Genomic DNA, 22,385 nt, shown 5'->3' on the forward strand with positions numbered 1-22,385 from the left:
GCGCGGGAGGAAGCGTGCGATATCTGGTAACAATGTTGTTATCTCTGGCGGTGCTCGTCACCGCCGGCTGTGGCTGGCATTTGCGTAGCACTACCAAGGTGCCCGCCACCATGAAAACCATGATTTTCCAGTCGAGCGATCCGAACGGCCCGTTAAGCCGCGCGGTACGTAATCAGCTGCGTCTTAACGGCGTGGAACTGATCGACGCCAGCACGCTGCGTAAAGATGTCCCTTCTCTGCGCCTCGATGGCTCGTCGATTCAGAAAGATACCGCATCGGTGTTCCAGGATGGTCGTACGGCGGAGTATCAGATGGTCATGACCGTTCATGCCAGCGTCCTGATCCCGGGTCACGATATCTATCCGATTACCACCAAGGTCTATCGGTCGTTCTTTGATAACCCGCAGGCGGCATTAGCGAAAGACGCCGAGCAGGATATGATTATCCAGGAAATGTACGACAAAGCGGCGGAACAGCTGATTCGTAAGCTGCCAAGCGTTCAGGTAGCGGATGTTGAAGCAACCCAGCAGGAAGAGAAACCGGTCGCCAGCAGCGCGGCGCCGGCTTCCTCGGGTAACCGCGTCTCCACCACGCTGGGTCAATGATGATTCGGTTGTACCCGGAACAGCTCCGCGCGCAGCTCACTGAAGGGCTGCGCGCGGCCTATCTGCTGCTTGGCAACGATCCCCTGCTGTTGCAGGAAAGCCAGGACGCCATTCGCGAAGCTGCTGCCGCGCAGGGCTTTACCGAGCACCATACTTTTTCAATCGACAACAGCACCGACTGGCAGGCGATTTTCGCCTTAAGCCAGGCGATGAGCCTGTTTGCCAGCCGGCAAACCCTGCTGTTGATCCTACCGGAAAACGGCCCCAACGCGGCGATCAATGAACAGCTCGCCACGCTGGTTGGCCTGCTGCACGACGACCTGCTGCTGATAGTTCGCGGAAATAAGCTGACCAAAGCCCAGGAGAATGCCGCATGGCTCACCGCCCTGGCTCAGCGCGCCGTCCAGGTCAGTTGCCAGACGCCGGAATACGCGCAGCTGCCGCGCTGGCTGGCCGCCCGTGCCAAACAGCATCAGCTGCAGCTCGACGACGCGGCCAGTCAGCTGCTGTGCTACTGTTACGAAGGCAATCTGCTGGCGCTGGCGCAGGCGCTGGAGCGTCTGGCGCTGCTCTGGCCGGACGGTAAGCTAACCCTGCCCCGCGTTGAGCAAGCGGTAAACGATGCCGCGCACTTTACGCCTTACCATTGGGTCGATGCCCTACTGGCAGGCAAAAGTAAGCGCGTGCTGCACGTTCTGCAGCAGTTACGCCTTGAAGGCTGCGAGCCGGCGATCCTGCTGCGTACTCTGCAGCGGGAGCTGCTGCTGCTGGTTACCCTCAAGCGCCAGGCGACGCACACGCCGCTGCGCTCGCTGTTTGATAAACATCGGGTCTGGCAAAACCGCCGTCAGCTGCTCAGCGACGCCCTCACGCGCCTGAGCGGGGAACAGCTGCGCCAGGCGGTGACCCTTCTGACCCGCGCGGAGCTCACCTTTAAACAGGATTACGGGCACGACGTCTGGCCCGAACTGGAAAGTCTTTCGTTGTTGCTCTGCCACAAAGCCCTGGCGGACGTTTTTATTGATGGTTGATATGACTCAGTTACAGGCAATCTATGGCGGCACCTTCGATCCGGTGCATTACGGTCACCTCAAGCCGGTTGAGATCCTGGCGAATCAGATTGGCCTGAGCAAGGTCATCATCATGCCTAACAACGTCCCGCCGCACCGGCCGCAGCCGGAAGCCACCAGCGCCCAGCGCGTGCACATGCTGAAGCTGGCGATTGCCGATAAACCGCTGTTCACGCTCGATGAACGCGAACTACGGCGCGATACCCCCTCCTGGACGGCGCAAACGCTGCAGGAGTGGCGCCAGGAGCAGGGGCTGCGCAAACCGCTGGCGTTTATCATTGGCCAGGATTCGCTACTGACCTTTCCCACCTGGCACAACTATGAAACCATTCTCGACAATGTCCACCTGATTGTTTGCCGCCGCCCGGGTTACCCGCTGACCATGGCGCAGGAAGCGGATCAGCGCTGGCTGGATCGCCATTTAACACACGACGTGGAGTCTCTGCATAACCGCCCTTCCGGCGTGATCTACCTGGCTGAGACGCCGTGGTTCGATATTTCCGCGACGATCATCCGCCAGCGCCTTGAGCGCGGCGAGTCCTGCGCCGAGATGCTGCCTGCCGCCGTGCTGGATTACATCCGCGAGCAGGGACTCTATTGCTAACCCCAGGCTGGGCCTGGCGCGAAAAAAGCGCTATCGTAACGCCATCTCTTCATCGCCTGTCAGAGCCTGTTCATGAAATTGTGGTTAGTTCGCCATGGCGAAACCGAAGCCAACGTTGCCGGGTTATACAGCGGCCATGCCCCAACGCCCCTGACGCCGCGCGGCGTCGCTCAGGCGCGCGCGCTCGGCGAACGGCTGCGCCTGGCGCCTTTCGATAAAGTATTCTGTAGCGAGCTGGCGCGGACCGAGACAACGGCCGATCTGCTGCTTGGCGACCGCGCTATTCCGCGTGAGCGCCATCCCGCGCTCAATGAGATGTTTTTCGGCGACTGGGAGATGCGTCATCATCGCGACCTCCAGCGAGAAGATGCGGAAAACTATGCCGCCTGGTGTGCCGACTGGCAGCATGCGGCCCCCACCAACGGCGAAAGCTTTCAGAATTTTGCCCGCCGCGTCAGCGAGTTTATCCCAACGCTGACCGACTGCCGCCATCTTGACCATCTGCTGATCGTCGGCCATCAGGGCGTCCTGAGCCTGCTGACCGCCCTGCTGTTGCAGATGCCTCCGGCGGCGATGTGGCACTTTCCCATTGCCCATGGCGCCTGGAGCCTCCTCGAAATCCGCGACGATTTCACCACCCTGCGGGTATTAAATAGCCAGGCCGTCTGGCAGCCGCAAGAAGAATTCCCGCCAGACCATTGACAGGCCAGAGCAGGCTGTTATTCTCCGCTGCCAGGCAGCATCCGCCAAAGCCGGTTTGCAGAAATTGTTTTACAAAAATGGCGATGCAATCCGCGGCGAGGGATGGGATGATAGCCCGCCACGAACGCCTGCCGACAGACATTTCACCCGACTTTTTCATCAGTTCAGGTATACTGTCAGGCTCTTTATGATTATCAATCTTCACGCACCCAGGGGGAACACTTGCAGGGTAAAGCACTCCAGGATTTTGTTATCGACAAAATTGATGACCTGAAAGGTCAGGACATCGTTGCCATTGATGTACATGGCAAATCCAGCATCACCGATTGCATGATTATCTGCACCGGCACCTCCACGCGTCATGTGATGTCTATCGCCGACCACGTGGTTCAGGAGTCCCGCGCCGCCGGCATGCTGCCGCTGGGCGTTGAAGGGGAAGCCGCCGCCGACTGGATCGTCGTCGACCTCGGCGACGTGATGGTCCACGTCATGCAGGAAGAGAGCCGTCGTCTGTACGAGCTGGAAAAACTCTGGAGTTAATGCGTGAAGTTGCAGCTGGTGGCCGTTGGCACCAAAATGCCGGACTGGGTACAGACCGGCTTTAGCGAGTATCTGCGCCGTTTTCCCAAAGATATGCCGTTCGAGCTGGTGGAGATCCCTGCCGGTAAGCGCGGTAAGAACGCTGATATCAAACGCATCCTCGAAAAAGAGGGCGAGATGATGTTAGCCGCTGCCGGTAAGAACCGCATCGTGACCCTGGATATTCCGGGTAAACCATGGGATACACCGCAGCTGGCGCGCGAACTGGAACGCTGGAAACAGGACGGGCGCGACGTCAGTTTACTGGTAGGCGGTCCGGAAGGTCTCTCTCCCGCCTGTAAAGCAGCGGCGGAACAGAGTTGGTCGCTCTCCACCCTCACCTTACCTCACCCGCTGGTGCGCGTACTGGTGGCCGAGAGTCTGTACCGGGCGTGGAGCATCACCACCAACCACCCGTACCACCGTGAGTAATGATGATCAGGGTAGACTAAGCAGCGAATGAAATTACAGAATTCTTTCCGCGACTATACGGCTGAATCCTCGCTGTTCGTGCGCCGGGCGCTGGTCGCTTTTTTGGGGATTTTGCTGCTTACCGGCGTTCTGATCGCCAACCTGTACAATGTGCAAATCGTTCGCTTCGACGACTATCAGACGCGCTCGAACGAAAACCGCATCAAGCTGGTGCCGATCCCGCCGAGCCGCGGCATTATTTACGATCGCAACGGCACCCCGCTGGCGCTTAACCGCACCATTTACCAGCTGGAGATGATGCCGGAGAAAGTCGATAACGTACAGCAGACGCTGGATGCGCTACGCGACGTCGTCGATTTAACCGACGATGACATCGCCGGTTTCAAAAAGGAGCGCGCCCGCTCCCATCGTTTTACCTCGATTCCGGTAAAGGTCAACCTCAGCGAAGTGCAGGTGGCCCGCTTTGCCGTCAACCAGTACCGCTTTCCCGGCGTGGAAGTCAAAGGCTACAAGCGTCGTTATTACCCCTATAATTCGGCGCTGACTCACGTCATTGGCTATGTCTCAAAAATTAACGATAAAGACGTCGACCGCCTGGATAAAGAGGGCAAGCTGGCCAACTACGCCTCGACGCACGACATTGGGAAGCTGGGTATAGAGCGTTATTACGAGGACGTTCTGCACGGTCAGACCGGCTACGAAGAGGTTGAAGTGAACAACCGCGGCCGCGTCATTCGTCAGCTGAAAGAGGTGCCTCCGCAGGCCGGACGCGACATCTACCTCACCCTCGACCTCAAGCTGCAGCAGTATATTGAAACGCTGCTGGCCGGCAGCCGCGCCGCCGTGGTGGTGACCGACCCGCGTACCGGCGCTATTCTGGCGCTGGTTTCAACCCCGAGCTATGACCCGAACCTGTTCGTCGACGGCATCTCCAGCAAAGACTACTCCGCGCTGCTCAACGACCCGAACACACCGCTGGTCAACCGAGCGACGCAGGGGGTCTATCCGCCGGCGTCGACGGTCAAACCGTACGTCGCCGTCTCGGCGCTGAGCGCCGGGGTGATCACCCGCAACACCAGCCTCTTCGACCCCGGCTGGTGGCAGTTGCCCGGCTCAGAGAAACGCTATCGTGACTGGAAAAAGTGGGGCCACGGCCATCTGAACGTCACCAAAGCGCTCGAAGAGTCTGCAGATACCTATTTCTACCAGGTCGCCTATGACATGGGCATCGACCGTCTCTCAGAGTGGATGAGCAAGTTTGGCTACGGCCACTACACCGGTATCGACCTCTCCGAGGAGCGCTCTGGCAACATGCCGACCCGCGAATGGAAGCTCAAGCGCTTTAAGAAACCCTGGTACCAGGGGGACACCATTCCGGTGGGCATCGGCCAGGGTTACTGGACCGCCACGCCGATCCAGATGAACAAAGCGCTGATGATCCTGATTAACGACGGCGTGGTGAAGGTGCCTCATCTGCTGCAGAGCACCGTGGAAGACGGCAAGCCCGTACCCTGGGTCCAGCCCCATGAGCCGCCGGTAGGCGATATCCATTCCGGCTATTGGGAAATCGCCAAAGACGGCATGTACGGCGTGGCCAACCGCGGCAACGGCACCGCGCACAAATACTTCGCCAGCGCGCCGTATAAAATCGCGGCCAAGTCAGGTACCGCTCAGGTGTTCGGCCTGAAGGCCAACGAAACCTATAACGCGCACCGGATCTCCGAGCGCTTGCGCGACCATAAACTGATGACAGCGTTTGCGCCTTATAACAACCCGCAGGTTGCCGTGGCGATGATTCTGGAAAACGGCGGCGCCGGCCCGGCGGTCGGTACGATTATGCGCCAGATCCTCGATCACATCATGCTGGGCGATAACAACACTACGCTGCCAAGCGAAAACCCGGCGGTAACCGCAGGGGAGGATCAATAATGACGGATAATCCGAACAAAAAATCGCTATGGGATAAAATCCATCTTGACCCCACCATGCTGCTTATCCTGCTGGCGCTGCTGACCTACAGCGCGCTGGTTATCTGGAGCGCCAGCGGTCAGGATGTCGGCATGATGGAGCGTAAAATCGGCCAGATCGCCATGGGCGTGGTGATCATGATCGTCATGGCGCAGATCCCGCCGCGGGTCTATGAAGGCTGGGCGCCCTACCTCTATATTTTCTGTATCATCCTGCTGGTAGCCGTTGACGCCTTCGGTGCCATCTCCAAAGGGGCGCAGCGCTGGCTGGATCTCGGTATTGTTCGCTTTCAGCCGTCGGAGATCGCCAAAATAGCCGTGCCGCTGATGGTGGCGCGGTTTATTAACCGCGATGTCTGTCCACCGTCGCTGAAGAACACCGGCATTGCCCTGGTGCTAATCTTCCTGCCGACGCTGCTGGTGGCGGCGCAGCCTGACCTCGGGACCTCGATCCTGATCGCCCTATCCGGGCTGTTTGTGCTGTTCCTCTCCGGCCTCAGCTGGCGCCTGATTGGTATCGCCGTGGTGCTGGTCGCCGCCTTTATTCCGATCCTGTGGTTCTTCCTGATGCACGACTATCAGCGTCAGCGCGTGATGATGCTCCTCGATCCGGAAACCGACCCGCTGGGCGCCGGCTATCACATTATTCAGTCTAAAATTGCCATTGGCTCCGGCGGTCTGCGCGGCAAAGGCTGGCTGCACGGCACCCAATCGCAGCTGGAGTTTCTGCCGGAACGCCACACCGACTTTATCTTCGCCGTCCTCGCCGAAGAGCTGGGCCTGATTGGCGTACTGATCCTGCTAGCGCTTTATATTCTGCTGATTATGCGCGGACTGTGGATCGCCGCCCAGGCGCAAACCACCTTTGGCCGGGTCATGGCCGGTGGTTTAATGTTGATTTTATTCGTTTATGTCTTCGTAAATATTGGTATGGTGAGTGGTATTTTACCGGTGGTGGGCGTACCGTTGCCGCTGGTGAGCTACGGGGGCTCCGCCCTGATCGTACTGATGGCCGGGTTTGGTATCGTAATGTCGATCCATACCCACAGAAAAATGTTGTCGAAAAGCGTTTAAAGGGGTTAGCAATGCGTAAGCAATGGCTGGGGATCTGCATAGCAGCGGGGCTGCTGGCGGCATGTTCGAGTGATGACGTGCAACAAAAAACGGTCAGTACTCCACAGCCGGCCGTCTGTAATGGCCCGACGGTTGAGATCAGCGGCGCCGATCCGCAGTATGAAACGCCGAACGCCACGGCGAATCAGGATTATGAGCGCGACGGTAAAAGCTACAAAATCGTTCAGGATCCGGCCAACTTTACTCAGGCCGGTTTCGCGGCGATCTATGACGCTGAACCCAACAGCAACCTGACCGCCAGCGGCGAAGCCTTCGATCCGACTCAGTTGACCGCAGCGCACCCGACGCTGCCGATCCCGAGCTACGCGCGGATCACTAACCTTGCCAACGGACGGATGATCGTCGTGCGGATTAACGATCGCGGTCCCTATGGCAACGATCGGGTCATCTCGCTTTCCCGCGCATCCGCTGACCGCCTGAACACCTCCAACAACACCAAAGTGCGCATCGACCCCATCATCGTCGCGCCTGACGGTTCGCTTTCCGGCCCGGGGATGGCCTGTACCACCGTCGCCAAACAGACTTACGCCCTGCCCGCCCGTCCGAATCTGGACGGTGGGGACGCCGCTGGCATGAGCCAGCCCGCACCCACTGACGTTCGCCCGATCAGCAACAGCACGCTGACGCCGGCAGACAGCGTGGGCGCGCCGGTGAACAGCGGCGGTTTCCTCGGCGCGCCGACGCCCCTGAACAACGGCGTGCTGGAGAGTAGCGAACCAGCGGCAGCCGCCGCGACGGCTCCTGCCGCCGGCGCCACGCCAACAGCGCCAGTGACCGCGCCTGGCTCCATTCAGGGTAATGTGGCGCCCGCTGCGGCCACCGCCGCAGCCGCTGGCGCCGTGGCGGCCTCGTCCTCGGCGACCTCCAGCGCCAGCGGTAATTTTGTTGTCCAGGTGGGCGCAGTAAGCGACCAGACGCGGGCGCAGCAGTATCAGCAGCGCCTGAGCCAGCAGTTTTCTGTGCCAGGCCGGGTCATGCAAAACGGCGCGGTCTGGCGTATTCAGCTGGGTCCCTTTGCTGATAAAGCACAGGCCAGCGCCGTGCAGCAGCGCCTGCAAAGCGAAGCGCAGCTGCAGTCCTTTATTACTCGCGCCAACTAAACGCCGCGGGCCGCCCGTTCACCTCGCGCATGTAAAAGTCATTAACAAACTCATGCGCAATGTCGGATGCTGGCCCGCAGAGCATTTGCTATAGTAAGGCACTTTTTTAACTCCATCACGGATGCCGTTGTTCTGACCATGAAGACCTCTTTCACCGCTCGTTTACTCATTACGGCGCTCTCCGTTGCAGCGCTCTCCTCCGCTGCCCGCGCCGATGACCTGAATATCAAAACGATGATCCCAGGCGCCCCGCAGATTGACGCCGAATCCTGGATCCTTATCGATTACAACTCTGGCAAGGTACTGGCTGAAAACAATGCCGACTCCCGCCGCGACCCGGCCAGTCTGACCAAAATGATGACCAGCTATGTTATCGGTCAGGCGATGAAAGCGGGCAAATTCAAAGAGTCCGATCTGGTCACCGTCGGCAACGATGCCTGGGCCACCGGCAACCCGGTTTTCAAAGGCTCTTCTCTGATGTTCCTCAAGCCGGGCATGCAGGTGCCGGTTTCTCAGCTGATCCGTGGTATTAACCTGCAGTCCGGTAACGATGCCTGCGTGGCGATGGCCGACTACGTCGCCGGCAGCCAGGACGCCTTCGTCAGCCTGATGAACAACTACGTCAATGCTCTGGGCCTGAAAAACACCCATTTCCAGACCGTTCACGGTCTTGATGCTGACGGACAGTACAGCTCCGCGCGCGACATGGCGCTGATTGGCCAGGCGCTGATCCGCGACGTACCGAACGAGTACTCCATCTATCGTGAGAAAGAGTTCACTTTCAACGGCATCCGCCAGCTGAACCGTAACGGCCTGCTGTGGGATAACAGCCTGAACGTCGACGGCATCAAAACCGGCCATACCGACAAAGCGGGTTACAACCTCGTCGCCTCCGCCACCGAAGGCCAGATGCGCCTGATCTCCGCGGTAATGGGCGGCCGGACGTTCAAAGGCCGTGAGTCGGAAAGCAAAAAACTGCTTACCTGGGGCTTCCGCTTCTTCGAAACCGTCAACCCGATTAAAGCTGGCAAAGAGTTTGCCTCCGAACCGGCCTGGTTCGGCGACAGCGATCGCGCTTCGCTGGGGGTGGATAAAGACGTCTACCTGACCATTCCGCGCGGCCGAATGAAAGATCTGAAAGCCAGCTACGTACTGAATAACACTGAGCTGCACGCCCCGCTGCAGAAAAACCAGGTTGTCGGCACCATTAACTTCCAGTTGGATGGTAAAACCATCGACCAGCGTCCGCTGGTGGTCCTGCAGGAAATTCCGGAAGGTAATTTCTTCGGCAAAATTATTGATTACATTAAATTAATGTTCCACCACTGGTTTGGTTAAAAATCGAACACTTGAAAGTGTGATTTCCATCCCCATATACTATTCATCCAAGTAACCTGATAACTCCCGCCCTTGGTGGGAGTTATTATTTTGTCGTAACACCGGAGCTGACATGAAAACCAAACTTAACGAACTGCTTGAATTCCCTACGCCATTTACTTACAAAGTAATGGGGCAGGCGTTGCCGGAGCTGGTTGATCAGGTGGTGGAAGTGGTACAGCGCCATGCGCCTGGTGATTACTCGCCGTCAGTAAAACCGAGCAGCAAAGGTAACTACCACTCGGTCTCCATCACCATCAACGCCACCCACATTGAACAAGTGGAAACGCTGTACGAAGAGTTAGGCAATATCGATATCGTTCGGATGGTGCTGTAACCTTTTCCCTGACCCGGCCGCCGTGCCGGGTCTTCTCATTCCCTTCTGCACGGCTGTGATATACTCCCCAACCTGAATTCTCTCTTCCCGGCGGAGATGTTGTTTTGCAGCACAATAAAATTCTTATCCGGCAGCTTGGCCTGCAACCTTACGAACCCGTCTCGCAGGCGATGCATGAATTTACCGACGCCCGTGATGAAGATACCCTCGACGAGATCTGGCTGGTGGAACATCACCCCGTATTCACCCAGGGTCAGGCCGGCAAAGCGGAACACGTGCTGGTGCCCGGCGATATTCCGGTGATCCAGAGCGATCGCGGCGGCCAGGTCACCTATCACGGTCCGGGACAGCAGGTGATGTACGTCCTGTTGGACCTCAAGCGCCGTAAGCTGGGCGTGCGGGAGCTGGTGACGCTGCTGGAGCAAACGGTCGTCAATACCCTGGCTGAATATAGTATCGAGTCGCACCCCCGCGCCGACGCCCCTGGCGTCTATGTCGGCGAACGCAAAATCTGCTCTCTGGGATTGCGGATCCGTAAAGGTTGTTCTTTCCACGGTCTGGCGCTTAATATCGCCATGGATCTCACGCCGTTTCTGCGTATCAACCCCTGCGGCTATGCCGGTATGGAGATGACGCAAATGCGCCAGTGGCAGCCTGCAGCCTCCCCGGAGACGGTCGCTCCGCGGCTGGTCGCCAATCTGCTGGCGCTGCTAAATCATCCACCGCACGAATATCTTCCCCGGGATTAAGCGGCAGGCCAACGTCCCGCTGTCAGCGGGGCGCTAAACGAGTAACACGTTATTTTTGCAATCAATTGTCACGCACGGCAACGCGGTGGGCCGCTATACTTGGCCTATCATTCCCAACCGGACTCATCGCGTGCCAGAGAATACGCCTCCGTCAGAATCTCCTGACAGACAGGATGAACGTTACGATCGTCAAATGTTTCGCATCCTGCGTAATATTGACCTCAATCTGTTGACGATCTTTGAAGCGGTATACGTACATAAAGGTATCGTCAACGCCGCGAAGATACTCAATATCACACCCTCGGCGATTAGCCAGTCAATTAACAAACTGCGGGCGTTGTTCCCCGATCCGCTATTTATCCGCAAAGGACAGGGCGTCACCCCCACCGCCTATGCCACCCATCTTCATCAATACATCAGCCGCGGCATGGAAGCTTTCCTCAGCGCGCTGGATATCACCGGTAGCCCGCACCAGCAGCGGGTGATCACTATCGCCACTACGCCAGCGATGGGAGCGCTGCTGATGCCTGGCCTGGCCAGCGCGCTGAAGCCGACCTTCCCGCAGATCCTGTTGCACAATATCGCCATCGTCGACGCCGCGCGGCAGCTTGACCAGCGCCAGGTGGATCTGCTCATTGATACCCACCTGCACAGCGGCCAGGCGATAAGCCATCATGTGCTGTATCAGGATCGGGTACAGATGTACTGCCGCGCAGGGCATCCCGCGCTGGACGGTCCGCAGGATGAAACGACCCTCGCGGAGTACGAATTTGCGCTGCTGCTGCCGGAAGGCCAGCGCTACCCCACCCTCCATCGCCGACTACAGGAAGAGATGGGCGAGCGCCGCTGCGGCTTTAGCACCTTTAACCTGATGACCCAGGCGGCGATGATCGCCGGGAGCGATATGCTGGGTCTGACCACCGAACGCCTGTTCGCCATGGTGTCCCGTCTCTGGCCGCTGCAGACCCTGGATTTCCCTTCCCTGGGTGGAGAGCAGATTGACGTTGCGCTGCACTTTAATAAGCTGAGCGGGAAAGAGCCATTGCTGAAAGAGATCATCGAGACGGTGATCCGCTCGTTTAAGGCGTAGCGCACGGAAGGGAAAAGGATAAAACAACAACTATTTTACAATTTGCCGGGCAGGCAGGCTGCTTTCTGCCCCTTTTCAATGGTATACTGCCTGCTCTTGATTCAAAAATAGTTGATAATTGCAACATTTCATTGAATTAATTCGCTTTCCTTCGTGACTCGCAACTGGAACACGCACGCTATGAGTAAACCCATTGTGATGGAACGCGGTGTTAAGTACCGCGACGCCGATAAAATGGCCCTTATCCCGGTGAAAAACGTGGCAACTGAGCGTGAAGCTCTGCTCAGAAAACCGGAATGGATGAAAATCAAACTTCCGGCAGACTCGTCCCGTATCCAGGGAATCAAAGCAGCGATGCGTAAGAACGGCCTGCACTCTGTGTGCGAAGAGGCCTCCTGCCCGAACCTTGCAGAATGCTTCAACCACGGTACCGCGACCTTTATGATCCTCGGCGCGATCTGTACCCGCCGTTGCCCGTTCTGCGACGTCGCGCATGGACGCCCGGTCGCGCCAGATGCAAACGAGCCACAAAAGCTGGCGCAAACTATCGCCGATATGGGTCTGCGCTATGTCGTAGTCACCTCGGTAGACCGTGACGACCTGCGTGATGGCGGCGCACAGCATTTTGCCGACTGCATCAGCGCCATTCGCGAGAAAAACCCGTCGATTAAGATCGAAACGCTGGTTCCGGATTTCCGCGGCCGCATGGATCGCGCACTTGATATTCTGACGGTGACCCCGCCGGATGTCTTCAACCATAACCTCGAAAACGTGCCCCGTCTTTATCGTCAGGTACGTCCGGGCGCGGATTACAACTGGTCGCTGAAGCTGCTGGAGCGTTTTAAAGAAGCGCACCCGGAGATCCCGACGAAATCCGGCCTGATGGTAGGTCTGGGCGAAACCAACGACGAGATCATCGAAGTGATGCGCGACCTGCGTCGCCATGGCGTCACCATGCTGACGTTAGGCCAGTATCTGCAGCCGAGCCGTCACCACCTGCCGGTGCAGCGCTACGTCAGCCCGGAAGAGTTTGAAGAGATGAAAGCGGAAGCGATGGCGATGGGCTTCACCCACGCCGCCTGCGGTCCCTTCGTCCGCTCTTCCTATCATGCCGACCTGCAGGCTAAAGGGATGGAAGTTAAATAACCCACCGCTTCCGCCGCTGCGCGCCTTTTCGGCGCAGCGGCTCTCTCCGCTTCATCCGTTTCGCCTGTCCGTAACAGTTAGTTGCATCTTTTCTCCGCGGCGTCGACAAAAACGACAAAGGCCGCAACGATAAACGTCGCGGCCTCTTCGCCGTACCGCCAGCATCCCGTCAGGAGACGCAGCCGGAGAATTACTCTTTATGAGAGAGCTTCTGCGCCGGCGCTTCTTCTTCTGCGGTGGTTTTCTTCGCGCTATCGTCATCTTCGTTCATGGCTTTTTTAAAGCCCTTGATAGCCGACCCCAGGTCGCCGCCCAGCGTACGTAATTTCTTGGTACCAAACACTAAGATAATCAGTGCTGCGACTACCAGCAGTTTGGTAATACTAATCTCACCCATAGCTAACCTTCTTCTCTATACAAGCTGCGAATACGCCATCATACACGCATTTATCCGTCCTATTGTAATCCACCTGTGCGTGGGCTGCGTGTTTCGGCCCATAGCCTCCCCTCCGGGAGTGAGCGCTGAGATGTCCATCCTGACGTGCACAGCGAATTATTGGGATAAACAATACGGGTATTTGACGCGCGGACACAATAGCAATCTGTAACAAGGTGAATCAAGCCTTGTTTAAAAAAACGTCATAATAATTGCGGTGGCGCAAATCGTCGGTTCCGCAGCACTGGTAAACGCTCGCGAACGCGCGCAAGGTCATCCGCAGAGAGATCGGCAAAGATCAGCTGCGGCTCGCTCCCGGCCCCCGCCAGAGTGGTCCCCAGCGGATCGACGATGCGGCTCAGCCCGATATTGCGCGTTCCGCATTCGCCTGCCGCCACGATATAGCAGGTAGTATCGAGAGCGCGTGCCGCCAGCAGCGTCGCCCAGTGATGCTCTTTCTGCGGCCCTTTCACCCATGCAGCGGGCAGCACCAGCAGCTGTGCCCCATTCAGGGCCAACGAAAGCGCCAGTTCCGGAAAGCGAAGATCGTAGCAGGTCATCAGGCCAACGCGTAATCCCGCCACCTCAATCACCGGCGGGATCTGCTGACCGGGATCCACCCGCCGGGACTCCTGCATCGCGAAGGCGTCATATAGATGAAGTTTATGATAATGGGCGATCACTGCGCCTTCCCGCAATACCACCAACGTGTTGGTCGCTCTCCCCTCCCCTGACGGCACATGGAGCGTCAGGACCGTGGTCAGGCTGTTACGCCTGCTCTCGGCCAACAGCGGCTGCAAAAATGCGCCATCCAGCGGCTGGGCCGATTTAACTGACAGATCCGGGTCGTTGTCATCCCGCGCCAGCAACGCCTCCGGCAGCACCAGCAGCGCTGCCCCTTCTCGCTCCGCCTGCTGCATCATCGCCACACAGGTTTGCGCATTCGTCCGCCATACTGGCGTGACGGCAAATTGTCCTGCCGCTACCCGCATGTTCTTCTCCCGTCAGGTTATGGATAGCCAATCGCGCCCGATGCGCGCTACACTTGACACTCTCTTACATCAAATAGCAGGAAACGACCGTGTTTCAACTTCTTTGCGCCGTTTTTATTGGCGGCGGCACCGGCAGCGTATTGCGCTGGTGGCTCGGCATGAAGCTCAATCCTGTGCACCATGCTATCCCGATTGGGACTCTAACGGCCAACCTGTTAGGCGCCTTTGTGATTGGCGCCGGGCTGGCGTGGTTTAATCGTCTGACCGGTATTGACCCGATGTGGAAACTGCTGATTACCACCGGTTTCTGCGGCGGCCTGACCACGTTCTCCACCTTTTCTGCGGAAGTGGTGTTTCTCCTGCAGCAGGGCCGGGTAAGCTGGGCGCTGCTCAACGTCGCGGTGAATTTGCTGGGTTCGTTTGCGATGACGGCGGTCGCCTTCTGGCTTTTCTCGCAGGCGGCCAGCCGCTAAAAGCGAAGGAGATAGGCAAAAAAAAACCCGCTTATTAGCGGGTTTTTATATTCTACTGACGCGTTGCTTACAGAGCGATGACGTTTGCAGCAGAAGGGCCTTTGGCACCGTTAGTGATTTCGAACTCTACGCGCTGACCTTCAGCCAGAGTTTTGAAACCGTTGGACTGGATTGCAGAGAAGTGTACGAATACATCTTTGCTGCCATCTTCCGGAGTAATGAAACCGAATCCTTTGGACTCATTAAACCACTTAACGTTACCTTTAATCTTAGACATCAAAATTACCTTTATATGAAAAATCGACACTAATGCTGTGTCGGGTATCAGTACACCAATTGTGGTACCTTTTGTCCAGTGCAACTTTGCTAAAAAGTGATAAAAGTCGCTATCTTTTTTAGTGGGTAACGCTTTAGTCCTTGTTTTTGCACAAGACCTTCCGCTTATCTCATTTATTGCTAAGACTTAGCGAATTAAAACTGGAAGCGCGCCCAGGCGAAGTAAACGTTACCGTTATTGTAGGTGCCGGGAATATAGGTCATCTGGAAAGTTGCCGGACCGTAACCTATTGACGCCAATGGCAAGATCACCGGGATCGGGATGTAGTTCCAGTTATCGCGCGCCGTGACGCCGAGGGTATAGCCAAGGCCGAGGTGGAAATTCTGGTCCGTCAGCGGGCGCCAGGTTTTCTCCCAGCCGTAGCCGCCGATGGGCTCCCACTTATTAAAAGAGTCTTTAAACGCCATCAGGTACAGGCCATGCCAGTTCCCTTTCTCATCCCAGCGCGAGACGCCGAAACCTGCCCCCCACGGACGTTCGTTATACTTATCGGTTTTTTCCTTGTCATAGGCAAAGCGCGCATGCCAGGTGATGGCTGGAACGTACAAATCATAGTGCTCCGGCTCATTCCAGGTCTGCGCTACGTTATTACTTAAGGTATGGTAACCTTCGCTAAGGGTCGATGAAAACGACGCGCTGGCGTTTCCGGACACCAATAACCATCCTAAAAAACCAAGAGAAAACAATGAAAAACGACGTAACATCAACACTTTTCTATTACCACTTTGATTTAAAAGCCACCTAAAATAGCAAAGATAATCTCAATGCAGGTTGAACGAAATAAGGCAAACTCCTGATTTTCGCCCGCTGTCCATCAGAACGGCTTAACTATCCATCTGGTGATTATATCCAGGCGTGATGGGGGACGTGTAGTTCTTATCGCTTTATTGATTTGCATCAGCGAGTTTTGTCCGTTTTTTCGGCACATTCGCACATTAAAATTTGGTGTGGTGCTTTTTATCTACATATTCTTTGGGTTTAGGGGTAATAAATGCTGACGTTTATTGAGATCCTGATAGGGATCGTGGTCATTGTGGGCGTAGCCCGCTATATCATTAAAGGCTACTCGGCCACCGGGGTGCTGTTCGTCGGAGGCTTAATCTTACTGATCGTCAGCGCCCTGCTGGGACATAAAGTGTTACCGGGTAATACCGCGAGCACCGGCTATTCCGCTACCGATATTATTGAATACATTAAGATTCTACTCATGAGCCGCGGCGGCGATTTGGGTATGATGATCATGATGCTGTGCGGCTTCGCCACCTATATGACCCATATTGGCGCTAATGATATGGTGGTCAAATTAGCGTCGAAGCCGTTGCGCTATATTAATTCGCCCTATCTGCTGATGATTGCCGCCTATTTTGTCGCCTGCCTGATGTCGCTGGCCGTCTCCTCCGCGACCGGCCTTGGCGTACTACTGATGGCGACGCTGTTCCCGGTAATGGTGAACGTCGGTATCAGCCGCGGGGCCGCCGCCGCCATCTGCGCCTCACCGGCGGCGATTATCCTCTCGCCAACCTCGGGTGACGTCGTCCTGGCGGCCAAAGCCGCTGAAATGCCGCTGATCGACTTTGCTTTTAAAACCACGCTGCCGATCTCCATCGCGGCCATTATCTGCATGGCAATCGCCCATTTTTTCTGGCAGCGCTATCTTGATAAAAAAGAACACATTTCTCACGAGATGCTCGATGTCAACGACATCACCACCACCGCCCCGGCGCTGTATGCCATTCTGCCGTTTACCCCGATCATCGGCGTGCTGATCTTTGACGGTAAATGGGGGCCGGAGCTGCACATTATCACCATCCTCGTTGGCTGCATGCTGCTGGCGGCGATCCTCGAGTTCCTGCGCGGTTTCAACACCAAAAACGTCTTTAGCGGGCTGGAAGTCGCCTACCGTGGAATGGCCGACGCCTTCGCCGGCGTAGTGATGCTGTTGGTTGCCGCCGGCGTCTTTGCCCAGGGGTTAAGCACTATCGGCTTTATCAACGGTCTGATCTCAATCGCCACCTCCTTCGGCTCGGCCAGCATTATTCTGATGCTGGTGCTGGTGATCCTGACCATGCTGGCGGCGATGACCACCGGTTCCGGTAATGCCCCGTTCTACGCCTTCGTTGAGATGATCCCCAAGCTGGCGCACTCCTCCGGCATCAATCCGGCCTACCTGTCGATTCCGATGCTGCAGGCTTCTAACCTCGGCCGCACGATATCGCCCGTCTCCGGGGTGGTGGTCGCCGTTGCCGGGATGGCGAAGATTTCCCCATTCGAAGTGGTCAAGCGCACCTCAGTGCCGGTGCTCGTTGGCCTGCTGGTGGTGATCGTTGCTACTGAAATCCTGGTGCCCGGCAGCGCGCTCCACTAATGGTCTAACCACGCGAAAAGGCGCCAGCGGGCGCCTTTTTTATGCTTTAATAACTCCCCGTTATCTTTTGCCATCCATAATCAGGAATAAAAATGTTCAGGAAGGATTTCGCCGCGATTGCCCTTGTGCTTACCGCCACTCAGGCCGGTGCTGAACCGCTCACCGCGACGCGATACGCTGATTTTGACCGCTACGTCCTTGCCCTCTCCTGGCAAACCGGATTCTGTCAGAGCATATATGACCGCAATCGCAACGAACCGGAAGAGTGTCGCCTGCAGCAGGACACCGCGAATAAAGCCGACTTTCTGACCGTGCATGGCCTGTGGCCCGGGCTGCCAAAGTCCATTGCCGCGCGCGGAGTGGATGAACGTCGCTGGATGCGCTACGGCTGCGCCACGCGTCCGGTGCCCAACATGCCGGAGGTAAAAGCGAACCGCAAATGCCAGGCGGCGGAGACCGGGCTGTCGCTGGAGATGGCCAATAAACTTAATAATGTGATGCCGGGATCGGGCGGCACCTCCTGTCTGGAACGCTACGAATATGCCAAACATGGCGTCTGCTTCGGCTTCGATCCCGACAGCTACTTTGGCGCCATGGTGCGACTAAACGGTGAAATTAAGCGCAGCCCGGTGGGGGATTTTCTCGCGAAGCACTATGGCCAAACGGTCAGCCGCGCCGACTTCGACGCCGCCGTGGCCCGCGCCTGGGGTCCGCAGAGCGTGAAGGCGTTTAAGCTAACCTGCAACGGTAATCCGGCCTATCTGACGGAGATGCAAATCTCGCTCAACGCCGCGACCATCAACGCCCCGCTGGCCACTTCCGCTTTTCTGCCCCAGCCTCACCCGGGTAACTGCGGCGCACAGTTTATCCTCGATAAGGTTGGCCACTAGCGCAAAGCGGGATGCTGATTGGAAAACACCGTCCGCCGGATGGTGTTGCACGCTGAATGTGCGTTTCATCACTTCAAACTGCCGGCAACTCTCAGTATGATGGTAGGACCTTAACCCTTGCCCCTTTCGGCGAGGGTTTTCTTTTACGGACAGGTTCCTGGATAACATGGAGTATGCAATGACCAGACCCGCAATCATCATTAATGAACTGGATGCCGAACGTATCGACAGGCTGCTGGAGCAGCCGGCTTTCGCCAACTCACCGGTTGCCGATGCCCTGAATGAGGAACTCGACCGCGCGCAAATGCTGGCCCCGGAAGCGATGCCGCATGATGTCGTCACCATGAATAGCAGGGTAAAATTCCGCGATTTAACCAGCGGCGAAGAGCGCGTGCGGACGCTGGTGTTTCCGTCACAGGTGACCGACAGCGCCAGCCAGCTCTCCGTCCTCGCGCCGGTGGGCGCCGCGCTGCTGGGCCTGAAAGTCGGCAGCACCATTCACTGGGAGCTGCCGGGCGGCGCATCGACGCACCTGGAAGTGCTGGAGCTATTGTACCAGCCGGAAGCCGCTGGCGAATTCCACCGCTAATTCCGCTGCCTGAGGCGTTTCGCGCTTTATTCAGAGGATGTCCGCACATCCTCTTTCTGCTGTTTTCCCGCCGCTTACCCTTTTTTACGCTTTGCGCCTGCCTGGCTGACAGTTTTGCGACCTGAATGACACAATATCCGCATATAATATGTTGATATAGACGCAAACGAACAAGGAGGATTGCATATGTATAAGACTATCATTATGCCGGTTGATGTCTTTGAGATGGCGCTGAGCGATAAAGCCGTCCGGCACGCGGAGTTTCTGGCCCAGCAGGACGGGGTGATCCATCTGCTCCACGTCTTACCGGGTTCCGCGAGCTTTACCATGAGCCGTTTTACCGCCGACCTGCGGCGGTTTGAGGAACATCTGCAGCATGAGGCGGAGACTCGCCTGCAGACGATGGTCAGCCACTTCAGCATTGACCCGTCTCGTATCAAGCTACATGTCCGTTTTGGCAGCGTGCGCGATATGGTCAACGAGCTGGCCAGCGAAATTAACGCCGACGTGGTAGTTATTGGCTCACGCAATCCCTCCATCAGTACCCACCTGCTCGGCTCCAATGCCTCGAGCGTGATCCGCCATGCCCATATCCCGGTAATGGTCGTCAGGTAAGAATGACGAAAAGAGTATAAAAAAAGAGGCTACCCCTGGGTAGCCTCTTTGTTATGCAGGTCTATTGTCTGACTTGTTATGCGGTTTTCGTGCGGATCAGGTAGTCGAAAGCGCTCAGCGACGCTTTTGCCCCTTCCCCTGCCGCGATAATAATCTGTTTGTACGGCACGGTGGTGCAATCGCCCGCGGCGAACACGCCTTTGACGTTGGTTTCGCACTTCGCATCGATGATGATCTCACCCATGCGGTTGCGCTCAACGGCGCCTTCCAGCCAGGTGGTGTTAGGCAGCAGGCCAATCTGGACGAAGATCCCCGCCAGCGCGACATGATGCTCATCGCCGCTCACCCGGTCACGATACTGCAGACCGGTGACTTTGCTGCCATCGCCTTTCACTTCCGTGGTCTGCGCATTAAGAATGATGTCGACATTCTTCAGGCTGCGGACTTTATCCTGCAACACCTGGTCGGCTTTCATCTCTGGGGCAAACTCCAGCAGGGTTACGTGCTCTACGACGCCCGCCAGGTCAATGGCGGCTTCCACGCCGGAGTTCCCGCCGCCGATTACCGCTACGCGTTTGCCCTTAAACAGCGGACCATCGCAGTGAGGGCAGTAGGTCACGCCCTTGGTGCGATACTGTTCTTCGCCCGGCACGTTCATATTGCGCCATTTCGCCCCGGTGGCGATGATGACGCTACGCGCCTTGAGCACCGCGCCGGAGGCGGTTTCGATCTGATGCAGGCCGCCCTCTGTCGCCGCCGGCGTCAGTTTGGTCGCACTCTGGGAGTCGATCACGTCGACGTTATAGTCATTGACGTGCGCTTTCAGCGCGCCTGCCAGCTTCTGGCCTTCAGTTTTCGGCACCGAAATATAGTTTTCGATATCCACGGTATCCAGCACCTGGCCGCCGAAGCGTTCGCCCATCAGGCCGGTACGAATCCCTTTACGTGCAGAGTAGACCGCCGCCGCCGCGCCGGACGGGCCGGAGCCAACGATCAGTACATCGTAAGCGTCACGCTGATTCAGCTCTTCCGCTGCGCGTTTTTCCGCACCGGTATCCACTTTGGCGACGATTTCAGTCAGCGTCATCCGTCCCTGACCAAACTCCTGACCGTTCATGAACACCGCTGGCACGCCCATGACGTTACGCTCGGTGATCTCATTCTGGAAGGTCCCGCCGTCAATCGCCGTGTGTTTGATGCGCGGGTTGAGCACCGCCATCAGGTTCAGGGCCTGGACCACGTCCGGGCAGTTATGACAGGAGAGCGAATAGTAGGTTTCGAATTCGAAATCGCCATCAATATCGCGGATCTGCTCCAGCAGCGACTGGGCCTCTTTCGACGGATGACCGCCGGTCCACAGCAGCGCCAGCACCAGCGAGGTAAACTCGTGGCCCAGCGGCGAGCCCGCAAAACGCGGCCCCTGGTCGGAACCTGGGTTAGTAATCAGGAACGAGGGCTTACGTACCGCGAGCGTGTTGTCTTCTTTAAAGGTGACTTTGTCTGACAGTTCAGCGATTTCAGCCAACAGTTCCTTGATTTCTGCCGATTTAGCGCTGTCATCCAGCGTGGCAATCAGCTCAACAGGCTTGGTCAGCTTCTCAAGGTAGGCCTTGAGCTGGGTTTTCATGTTGGTGTCGAGCATTGTTATCTCCTGGGCTTAAAACATCATCATGCAAGCGGCCTCGTCAGGCTGCCTGAATGCGCTTGCATCATGGTGTTGGAATAAAATGGGCGCGAAAGCGCCCATTGATTGCCGGGTGGCACGCCGTTTACCCGGCCTACGATCTTGTAGGCCCGTGCAAGCGTAGCGCCGCCGGGCACAAACAGACTTAGATCTTACCAACCAGATCTAAAGAAGGAGCCAGCGTCGCTTCGCCTTCTTTCCATTTCGCCGGGCAGACTTCGCCTGGGTGAGACGCAACATACTGCGCCGCTTTGATTTTACGCAGCAGGTCAGACGCATCACGGCCGATACCTTCAGCGGTAACTTCGATCGCCTGGATGATACCCTGCGGGTCAACGACGAAGGTAGCGCGGTCAGCCAGACCTTCATCTTCACGCATGTTGTCGAAGTTACGGGTCAGGGCGCCAGTCGGGTCGCCGATCATCGCATATTTGATTTTGGCGATGGTTTCAGAGCTGCTGTGCCACGCTTTGTGGGTGAAGTGGGTATCGGTAGACACAGAGTAAACGTCTACGCCCAGCTTCTGCAGTTCTTCGTAATGGTCAGCCACGTCGCCCAGTTCGGTCGGGCAGACGAAGGTGAAGTCAGCCGGATAGAAGAAGAAGACGCTCCAGCGGCCTTCGGTGTCTTTCTCGGTGACTTCGATGAATTCACCATTTTTGAATGCCTGGTTTTTGAACGGTTTGATTTTGGTGTTAATTAAGGACATCTATACTTCCTCCGTGTTTTCGTTGAGGTCTAAGTTAACGAATTTTTCCTGACCCGACCAATGCGTTTACATTATCGAATCAATAAGCGTTATCTAACAACCGGAACAAGACAACTCTGTGAACCTGTCGACGCGTTCAGCGCTAATCGCTGTTTTTCGCATCATTTGCCGCGACAAAAGTAAAAAGGCCACCTTTTCAGGCGGCCCCGTTACCTGAAATACCCGAGGGTAGGTTCAGCGCCAGTCAGACTGGCTATGTGTTGCGCTCTACATTACCTTAATGTAACAGCATCCAGGATTACATCACCCACGCCAGCAAAGGGCAATCCGTCATTCTGCTGATCTTGCCTATGACTGTGATAGGTTCGACAATCGTTTTGCCCTTTCCTGCTGATTTTACAAG

The 22,385-nt window shown here is 56.8% G+C and carries 25 protein-coding genes; 19 read left to right on the forward strand and 6 right to left on the reverse strand.

The genetic code is table 11. The annotated features are described in order from the left end of the window. Positions 1 to 14: 14 nt before the first annotated feature. The 14 genes from lptE to lipA all read left to right on the forward strand — a co-directional run bounded on the left by lptE (position 15) and on the right by lipA (position 12,892). On the forward strand, positions 15 to 605 hold the full coding sequence (lptE, locus tag ACR809_RS17990) for an LPS assembly lipoprotein LptE (RefSeq protein WP_002894693.1): 591 nt from the start codon (positions 15 to 17) through the stop codon (positions 603 to 605). Then, positions 605 to 1,636 carry a DNA polymerase III subunit delta gene (gene holA / locus ACR809_RS17995; protein WP_002894692.1) on the forward strand — a complete coding sequence of 344 codons (1,032 nt, stop codon included), beginning with the start codon at positions 605 to 607 and terminating at the stop codon, positions 1,634 to 1,636. The genes lptE and holA overlap by 1 nt, the downstream gene beginning before the upstream one ends. Next, on the forward strand, positions 1,629 to 2,279 hold the full coding sequence (nadD, locus tag ACR809_RS18000) for a nicotinate-nucleotide adenylyltransferase (protein WP_032410755.1): 651 nt from the start codon (positions 1,629 to 1,631) through the stop codon (positions 2,277 to 2,279). Before holA ends, nadD begins: the two co-directional genes overlap by 8 nt. Positions 2,280 to 2,351: 72 nt before the next feature. Beyond that, positions 2,352 to 2,981, forward strand: coding sequence for an adenosylcobalamin/alpha-ribazole phosphatase (locus ACR809_RS18005; RefSeq protein WP_122051472.1), 630 nt, complete (start codon positions 2,352 to 2,354; stop codon positions 2,979 to 2,981). Positions 2,982 to 3,203: 222 nt separating this feature from the next. Continuing rightward, positions 3,204 to 3,521 carry a ribosome silencing factor gene (gene rsfS / locus ACR809_RS18010; protein ID WP_002894623.1) on the forward strand — a complete coding sequence of 106 codons (318 nt, stop codon included), beginning with the start codon at positions 3,204 to 3,206 and terminating at the stop codon, positions 3,519 to 3,521. A gap of 3 nt (positions 3,522 to 3,524) precedes the next feature. Next, positions 3,525 to 3,992, forward strand: coding sequence for a 23S rRNA (pseudouridine(1915)-N(3))-methyltransferase RlmH (gene rlmH, locus ACR809_RS18015; RefSeq protein WP_002894620.1), 468 nt, complete (start codon positions 3,525 to 3,527; stop codon positions 3,990 to 3,992). A gap of 27 nt (positions 3,993 to 4,019) precedes the next feature. Further along, entirely contained in the window at positions 4,020 to 5,921 is a 1,902-nt protein-coding gene (gene mrdA / locus ACR809_RS18020) for a peptidoglycan DD-transpeptidase MrdA (protein ID WP_002894617.1), read from the forward strand. Continuing rightward, positions 5,921 to 7,033, forward strand: coding sequence for a peptidoglycan glycosyltransferase MrdB (mrdB, locus tag ACR809_RS18025; protein WP_002894613.1), 1,113 nt, complete (start codon positions 5,921 to 5,923; stop codon positions 7,031 to 7,033). Before mrdA ends, mrdB begins: the two co-directional genes overlap by 1 nt. A gap of 11 nt (positions 7,034 to 7,044) precedes the next feature. Continuing rightward, positions 7,045 to 8,193 (forward strand): endolytic peptidoglycan transglycosylase RlpA, encoded by a 1,149-nt coding sequence (rlpA, locus tag ACR809_RS18030; RefSeq protein ID WP_004147579.1) that lies wholly within the window; start codon positions 7,045 to 7,047, stop codon positions 8,191 to 8,193. Between the two features lie 138 nt (positions 8,194 to 8,331). Beyond that, positions 8,332 to 9,531: a D-alanyl-D-alanine carboxypeptidase DacA gene (dacA, locus tag ACR809_RS18035; RefSeq protein WP_002894539.1), complete on the forward strand. Its 1,200-nt coding sequence runs from the start codon at positions 8,332 to 8,334 to the stop codon at positions 9,529 to 9,531. A gap of 112 nt (positions 9,532 to 9,643) precedes the next feature. Continuing rightward, positions 9,644 to 9,907: a DUF493 family protein YbeD gene (gene ybeD, locus ACR809_RS18040; RefSeq protein WP_002894474.1), complete on the forward strand. Its 264-nt coding sequence runs from the start codon at positions 9,644 to 9,646 to the stop codon at positions 9,905 to 9,907. A 104-nt stretch (positions 9,908 to 10,011) separates the two neighbouring features. Then, positions 10,012 to 10,656 (forward strand): lipoyl(octanoyl) transferase LipB, encoded by a 645-nt coding sequence (gene lipB / locus ACR809_RS18045; protein ID WP_002894472.1) that lies wholly within the window; start codon positions 10,012 to 10,014, stop codon positions 10,654 to 10,656. Between the two features lie 130 nt (positions 10,657 to 10,786). Next, complete coding sequence (locus tag ACR809_RS18050) at positions 10,787 to 11,746, forward strand: YbeF family transcriptional regulator (RefSeq protein ID WP_020803604.1); 960 nt, start codon at positions 10,787 to 10,789, stop codon at positions 11,744 to 11,746. Between the two features lie 180 nt (positions 11,747 to 11,926). Then, on the forward strand, positions 11,927 to 12,892 hold the full coding sequence (gene lipA, locus ACR809_RS18055; RefSeq protein WP_002894467.1) for a lipoyl synthase: 966 nt from the start codon (positions 11,927 to 11,929) through the stop codon (positions 12,890 to 12,892). Positions 12,893 to 13,082: 190 nt separating this feature from the next. Here the strand turns inward: lipA and tatE are convergent, their stop codons facing one another. Both tatE and ACR809_RS18065 read right to left on the reverse strand, forming a co-directional pair. Continuing rightward, positions 13,083 to 13,289: a twin-arginine translocase subunit TatE gene (gene tatE, locus ACR809_RS18060; RefSeq protein WP_002894464.1), complete on the reverse strand. Its 207-nt coding sequence runs from the start codon at positions 13,287 to 13,289 to the stop codon at positions 13,083 to 13,085. Positions 13,290 to 13,531: 242 nt separating this feature from the next. Further along, positions 13,532 to 14,320 carry a deaminated glutathione amidase gene (locus ACR809_RS18065; RefSeq protein ID WP_002894461.1) on the reverse strand — a complete coding sequence of 263 codons (789 nt, stop codon included), beginning with the start codon at positions 14,318 to 14,320 and terminating at the stop codon, positions 13,532 to 13,534. Positions 14,321 to 14,409: 89 nt separating this feature from the next. Here ACR809_RS18065 and crcB point away from each other — a divergent pair, with 89 nt between their 5' ends. Further along, complete coding sequence (gene crcB / locus ACR809_RS18070; RefSeq protein WP_002894459.1) at positions 14,410 to 14,793, forward strand: fluoride efflux transporter CrcB; 384 nt, start codon at positions 14,410 to 14,412, stop codon at positions 14,791 to 14,793. Between the two features lie 67 nt (positions 14,794 to 14,860). On the opposite strand, the gene cspE is transcribed toward crcB, so the two are convergent. Then, complete coding sequence (cspE, locus tag ACR809_RS18075; RefSeq protein ID WP_002439184.1) at positions 14,861 to 15,070, reverse strand: transcription antiterminator/RNA stability regulator CspE; 210 nt, start codon at positions 15,068 to 15,070, stop codon at positions 14,861 to 14,863. Between the two features lie 194 nt (positions 15,071 to 15,264). Continuing rightward, positions 15,265 to 15,783: a lipid IV(A) palmitoyltransferase PagP gene (gene pagP / locus ACR809_RS18080; RefSeq protein WP_004183399.1), complete on the reverse strand. Its 519-nt coding sequence runs from the start codon at positions 15,781 to 15,783 to the stop codon at positions 15,265 to 15,267. Positions 15,784 to 16,121: 338 nt separating this feature from the next. On the opposite strand from pagP, the gene dcuC reads away from it, so the two are divergent. From dcuC to uspG, 4 genes are all read left to right on the forward strand, one after another. Continuing rightward, on the forward strand, positions 16,122 to 17,495 hold the full coding sequence (dcuC, locus tag ACR809_RS18085) for an anaerobic C4-dicarboxylate transporter DcuC (protein ID WP_004142371.1): 1,374 nt from the start codon (positions 16,122 to 16,124) through the stop codon (positions 17,493 to 17,495). A 92-nt stretch (positions 17,496 to 17,587) separates the two neighbouring features. After that, positions 17,588 to 18,385 carry a ribonuclease I gene (gene rna, locus ACR809_RS18090; RefSeq protein ID WP_021312515.1) on the forward strand — a complete coding sequence of 266 codons (798 nt, stop codon included), beginning with the start codon at positions 17,588 to 17,590 and terminating at the stop codon, positions 18,383 to 18,385. A gap of 178 nt (positions 18,386 to 18,563) precedes the next feature. Beyond that, positions 18,564 to 18,974, forward strand: a complete 411-nt coding sequence (gene rnk / locus ACR809_RS18095; protein ID WP_002894404.1) for a nucleoside diphosphate kinase regulator — start codon at positions 18,564 to 18,566, stop codon at positions 18,972 to 18,974. Positions 18,975 to 19,160: 186 nt separating this feature from the next. After that, a complete protein-coding gene (gene uspG / locus ACR809_RS18100; protein WP_002894401.1) occupies positions 19,161 to 19,589 on the forward strand; it encodes a universal stress protein UspG in 429 nt (142 codons plus the stop codon). A gap of 76 nt (positions 19,590 to 19,665) precedes the next feature. Here uspG and ahpF read toward each other — a convergent pair whose 3' ends face one another. Both ahpF and ahpC read right to left on the reverse strand, forming a co-directional pair. Further along, on the reverse strand, positions 19,666 to 21,231 hold the full coding sequence (gene ahpF / locus ACR809_RS18105; protein ID WP_004142378.1) for an alkyl hydroperoxide reductase subunit F: 1,566 nt from the start codon (positions 21,229 to 21,231) through the stop codon (positions 19,666 to 19,668). A gap of 187 nt (positions 21,232 to 21,418) precedes the next feature. Further along, positions 21,419 to 21,982: an alkyl hydroperoxide reductase subunit C gene (ahpC, locus tag ACR809_RS18110; RefSeq protein WP_002894394.1), complete on the reverse strand. Its 564-nt coding sequence runs from the start codon at positions 21,980 to 21,982 to the stop codon at positions 21,419 to 21,421. Positions 21,983 to 22,385: the final 403 nt, after the last annotated feature.

Source organism: Klebsiella sp. CD33 (genome assembly GCF_051992865.1).
GTDB classification, from domain to species: Bacteria; Pseudomonadota; Gammaproteobacteria; order Enterobacterales; family Enterobacteriaceae; genus Klebsiella; species Klebsiella pneumoniae.

Bases quoted from the DNA above. Each gene is read 5' to 3' on its own strand.
- cspE (WP_002439184.1), bottom strand. From the start codon at position 15,070: ATGTCTAAGATTAAAGGTAACGTTAAGTGGTTTAATGAGTCCAAAGGA.
- holA (WP_002894692.1), top strand. From the start codon at position 605: ATGATTCGGTTGTACCCGGAACAGCTCCGCGCGCAGCTCACTGAAGGG.
- rna (WP_021312515.1), top strand. From the start codon at position 17,588: ATGTTCAGGAAGGATTTCGCCGCGATTGCCCTTGTGCTTACCGCCACT.
- ahpC (WP_002894394.1), bottom strand. From the start codon at position 21,982: ATGTCCTTAATTAACACCAAAATCAAACCGTTCAAAAACCAGGCATTC.
- ACR809_RS18005 (WP_122051472.1), top strand. From the start codon at position 2,352: ATGAAATTGTGGTTAGTTCGCCATGGCGAAACCGAAGCCAACGTTGCC.
- rlpA (WP_004147579.1), top strand. From the start codon at position 7,045: ATGCGTAAGCAATGGCTGGGGATCTGCATAGCAGCGGGGCTGCTGGCG.
- lipA (WP_002894467.1), top strand. From the start codon at position 11,927: ATGAGTAAACCCATTGTGATGGAACGCGGTGTTAAGTACCGCGACGCC.
- ybeD (WP_002894474.1), top strand. From the start codon at position 9,644: ATGAAAACCAAACTTAACGAACTGCTTGAATTCCCTACGCCATTTACT.
- uspG (WP_002894401.1), top strand. From the start codon at position 19,161: ATGTATAAGACTATCATTATGCCGGTTGATGTCTTTGAGATGGCGCTG.
- dacA (WP_002894539.1), top strand. From the start codon at position 8,332: ATGAAGACCTCTTTCACCGCTCGTTTACTCATTACGGCGCTCTCCGTT.
- nadD (WP_032410755.1), top strand. From the start codon at position 1,629: ATGGTTGATATGACTCAGTTACAGGCAATCTATGGCGGCACCTTCGAT.
- dcuC (WP_004142371.1), top strand. From the start codon at position 16,122: ATGCTGACGTTTATTGAGATCCTGATAGGGATCGTGGTCATTGTGGGC.
- mrdB (WP_002894613.1), top strand. From the start codon at position 5,921: ATGACGGATAATCCGAACAAAAAATCGCTATGGGATAAAATCCATCTT.
- mrdA (WP_002894617.1), top strand. From the start codon at position 4,020: ATGAAATTACAGAATTCTTTCCGCGACTATACGGCTGAATCCTCGCTG.
- ACR809_RS18065 (WP_002894461.1), bottom strand. From the start codon at position 14,320: ATGCGGGTAGCGGCAGGACAATTTGCCGTCACGCCAGTATGGCGGACG.
- tatE (WP_002894464.1), bottom strand. From the start codon at position 13,289: ATGGGTGAGATTAGTATTACCAAACTGCTGGTAGTCGCAGCACTGATT.
- ahpF (WP_004142378.1), bottom strand. From the start codon at position 21,231: ATGCTCGACACCAACATGAAAACCCAGCTCAAGGCCTACCTTGAGAAG.
- rnk (WP_002894404.1), top strand. From the start codon at position 18,564: ATGACCAGACCCGCAATCATCATTAATGAACTGGATGCCGAACGTATC.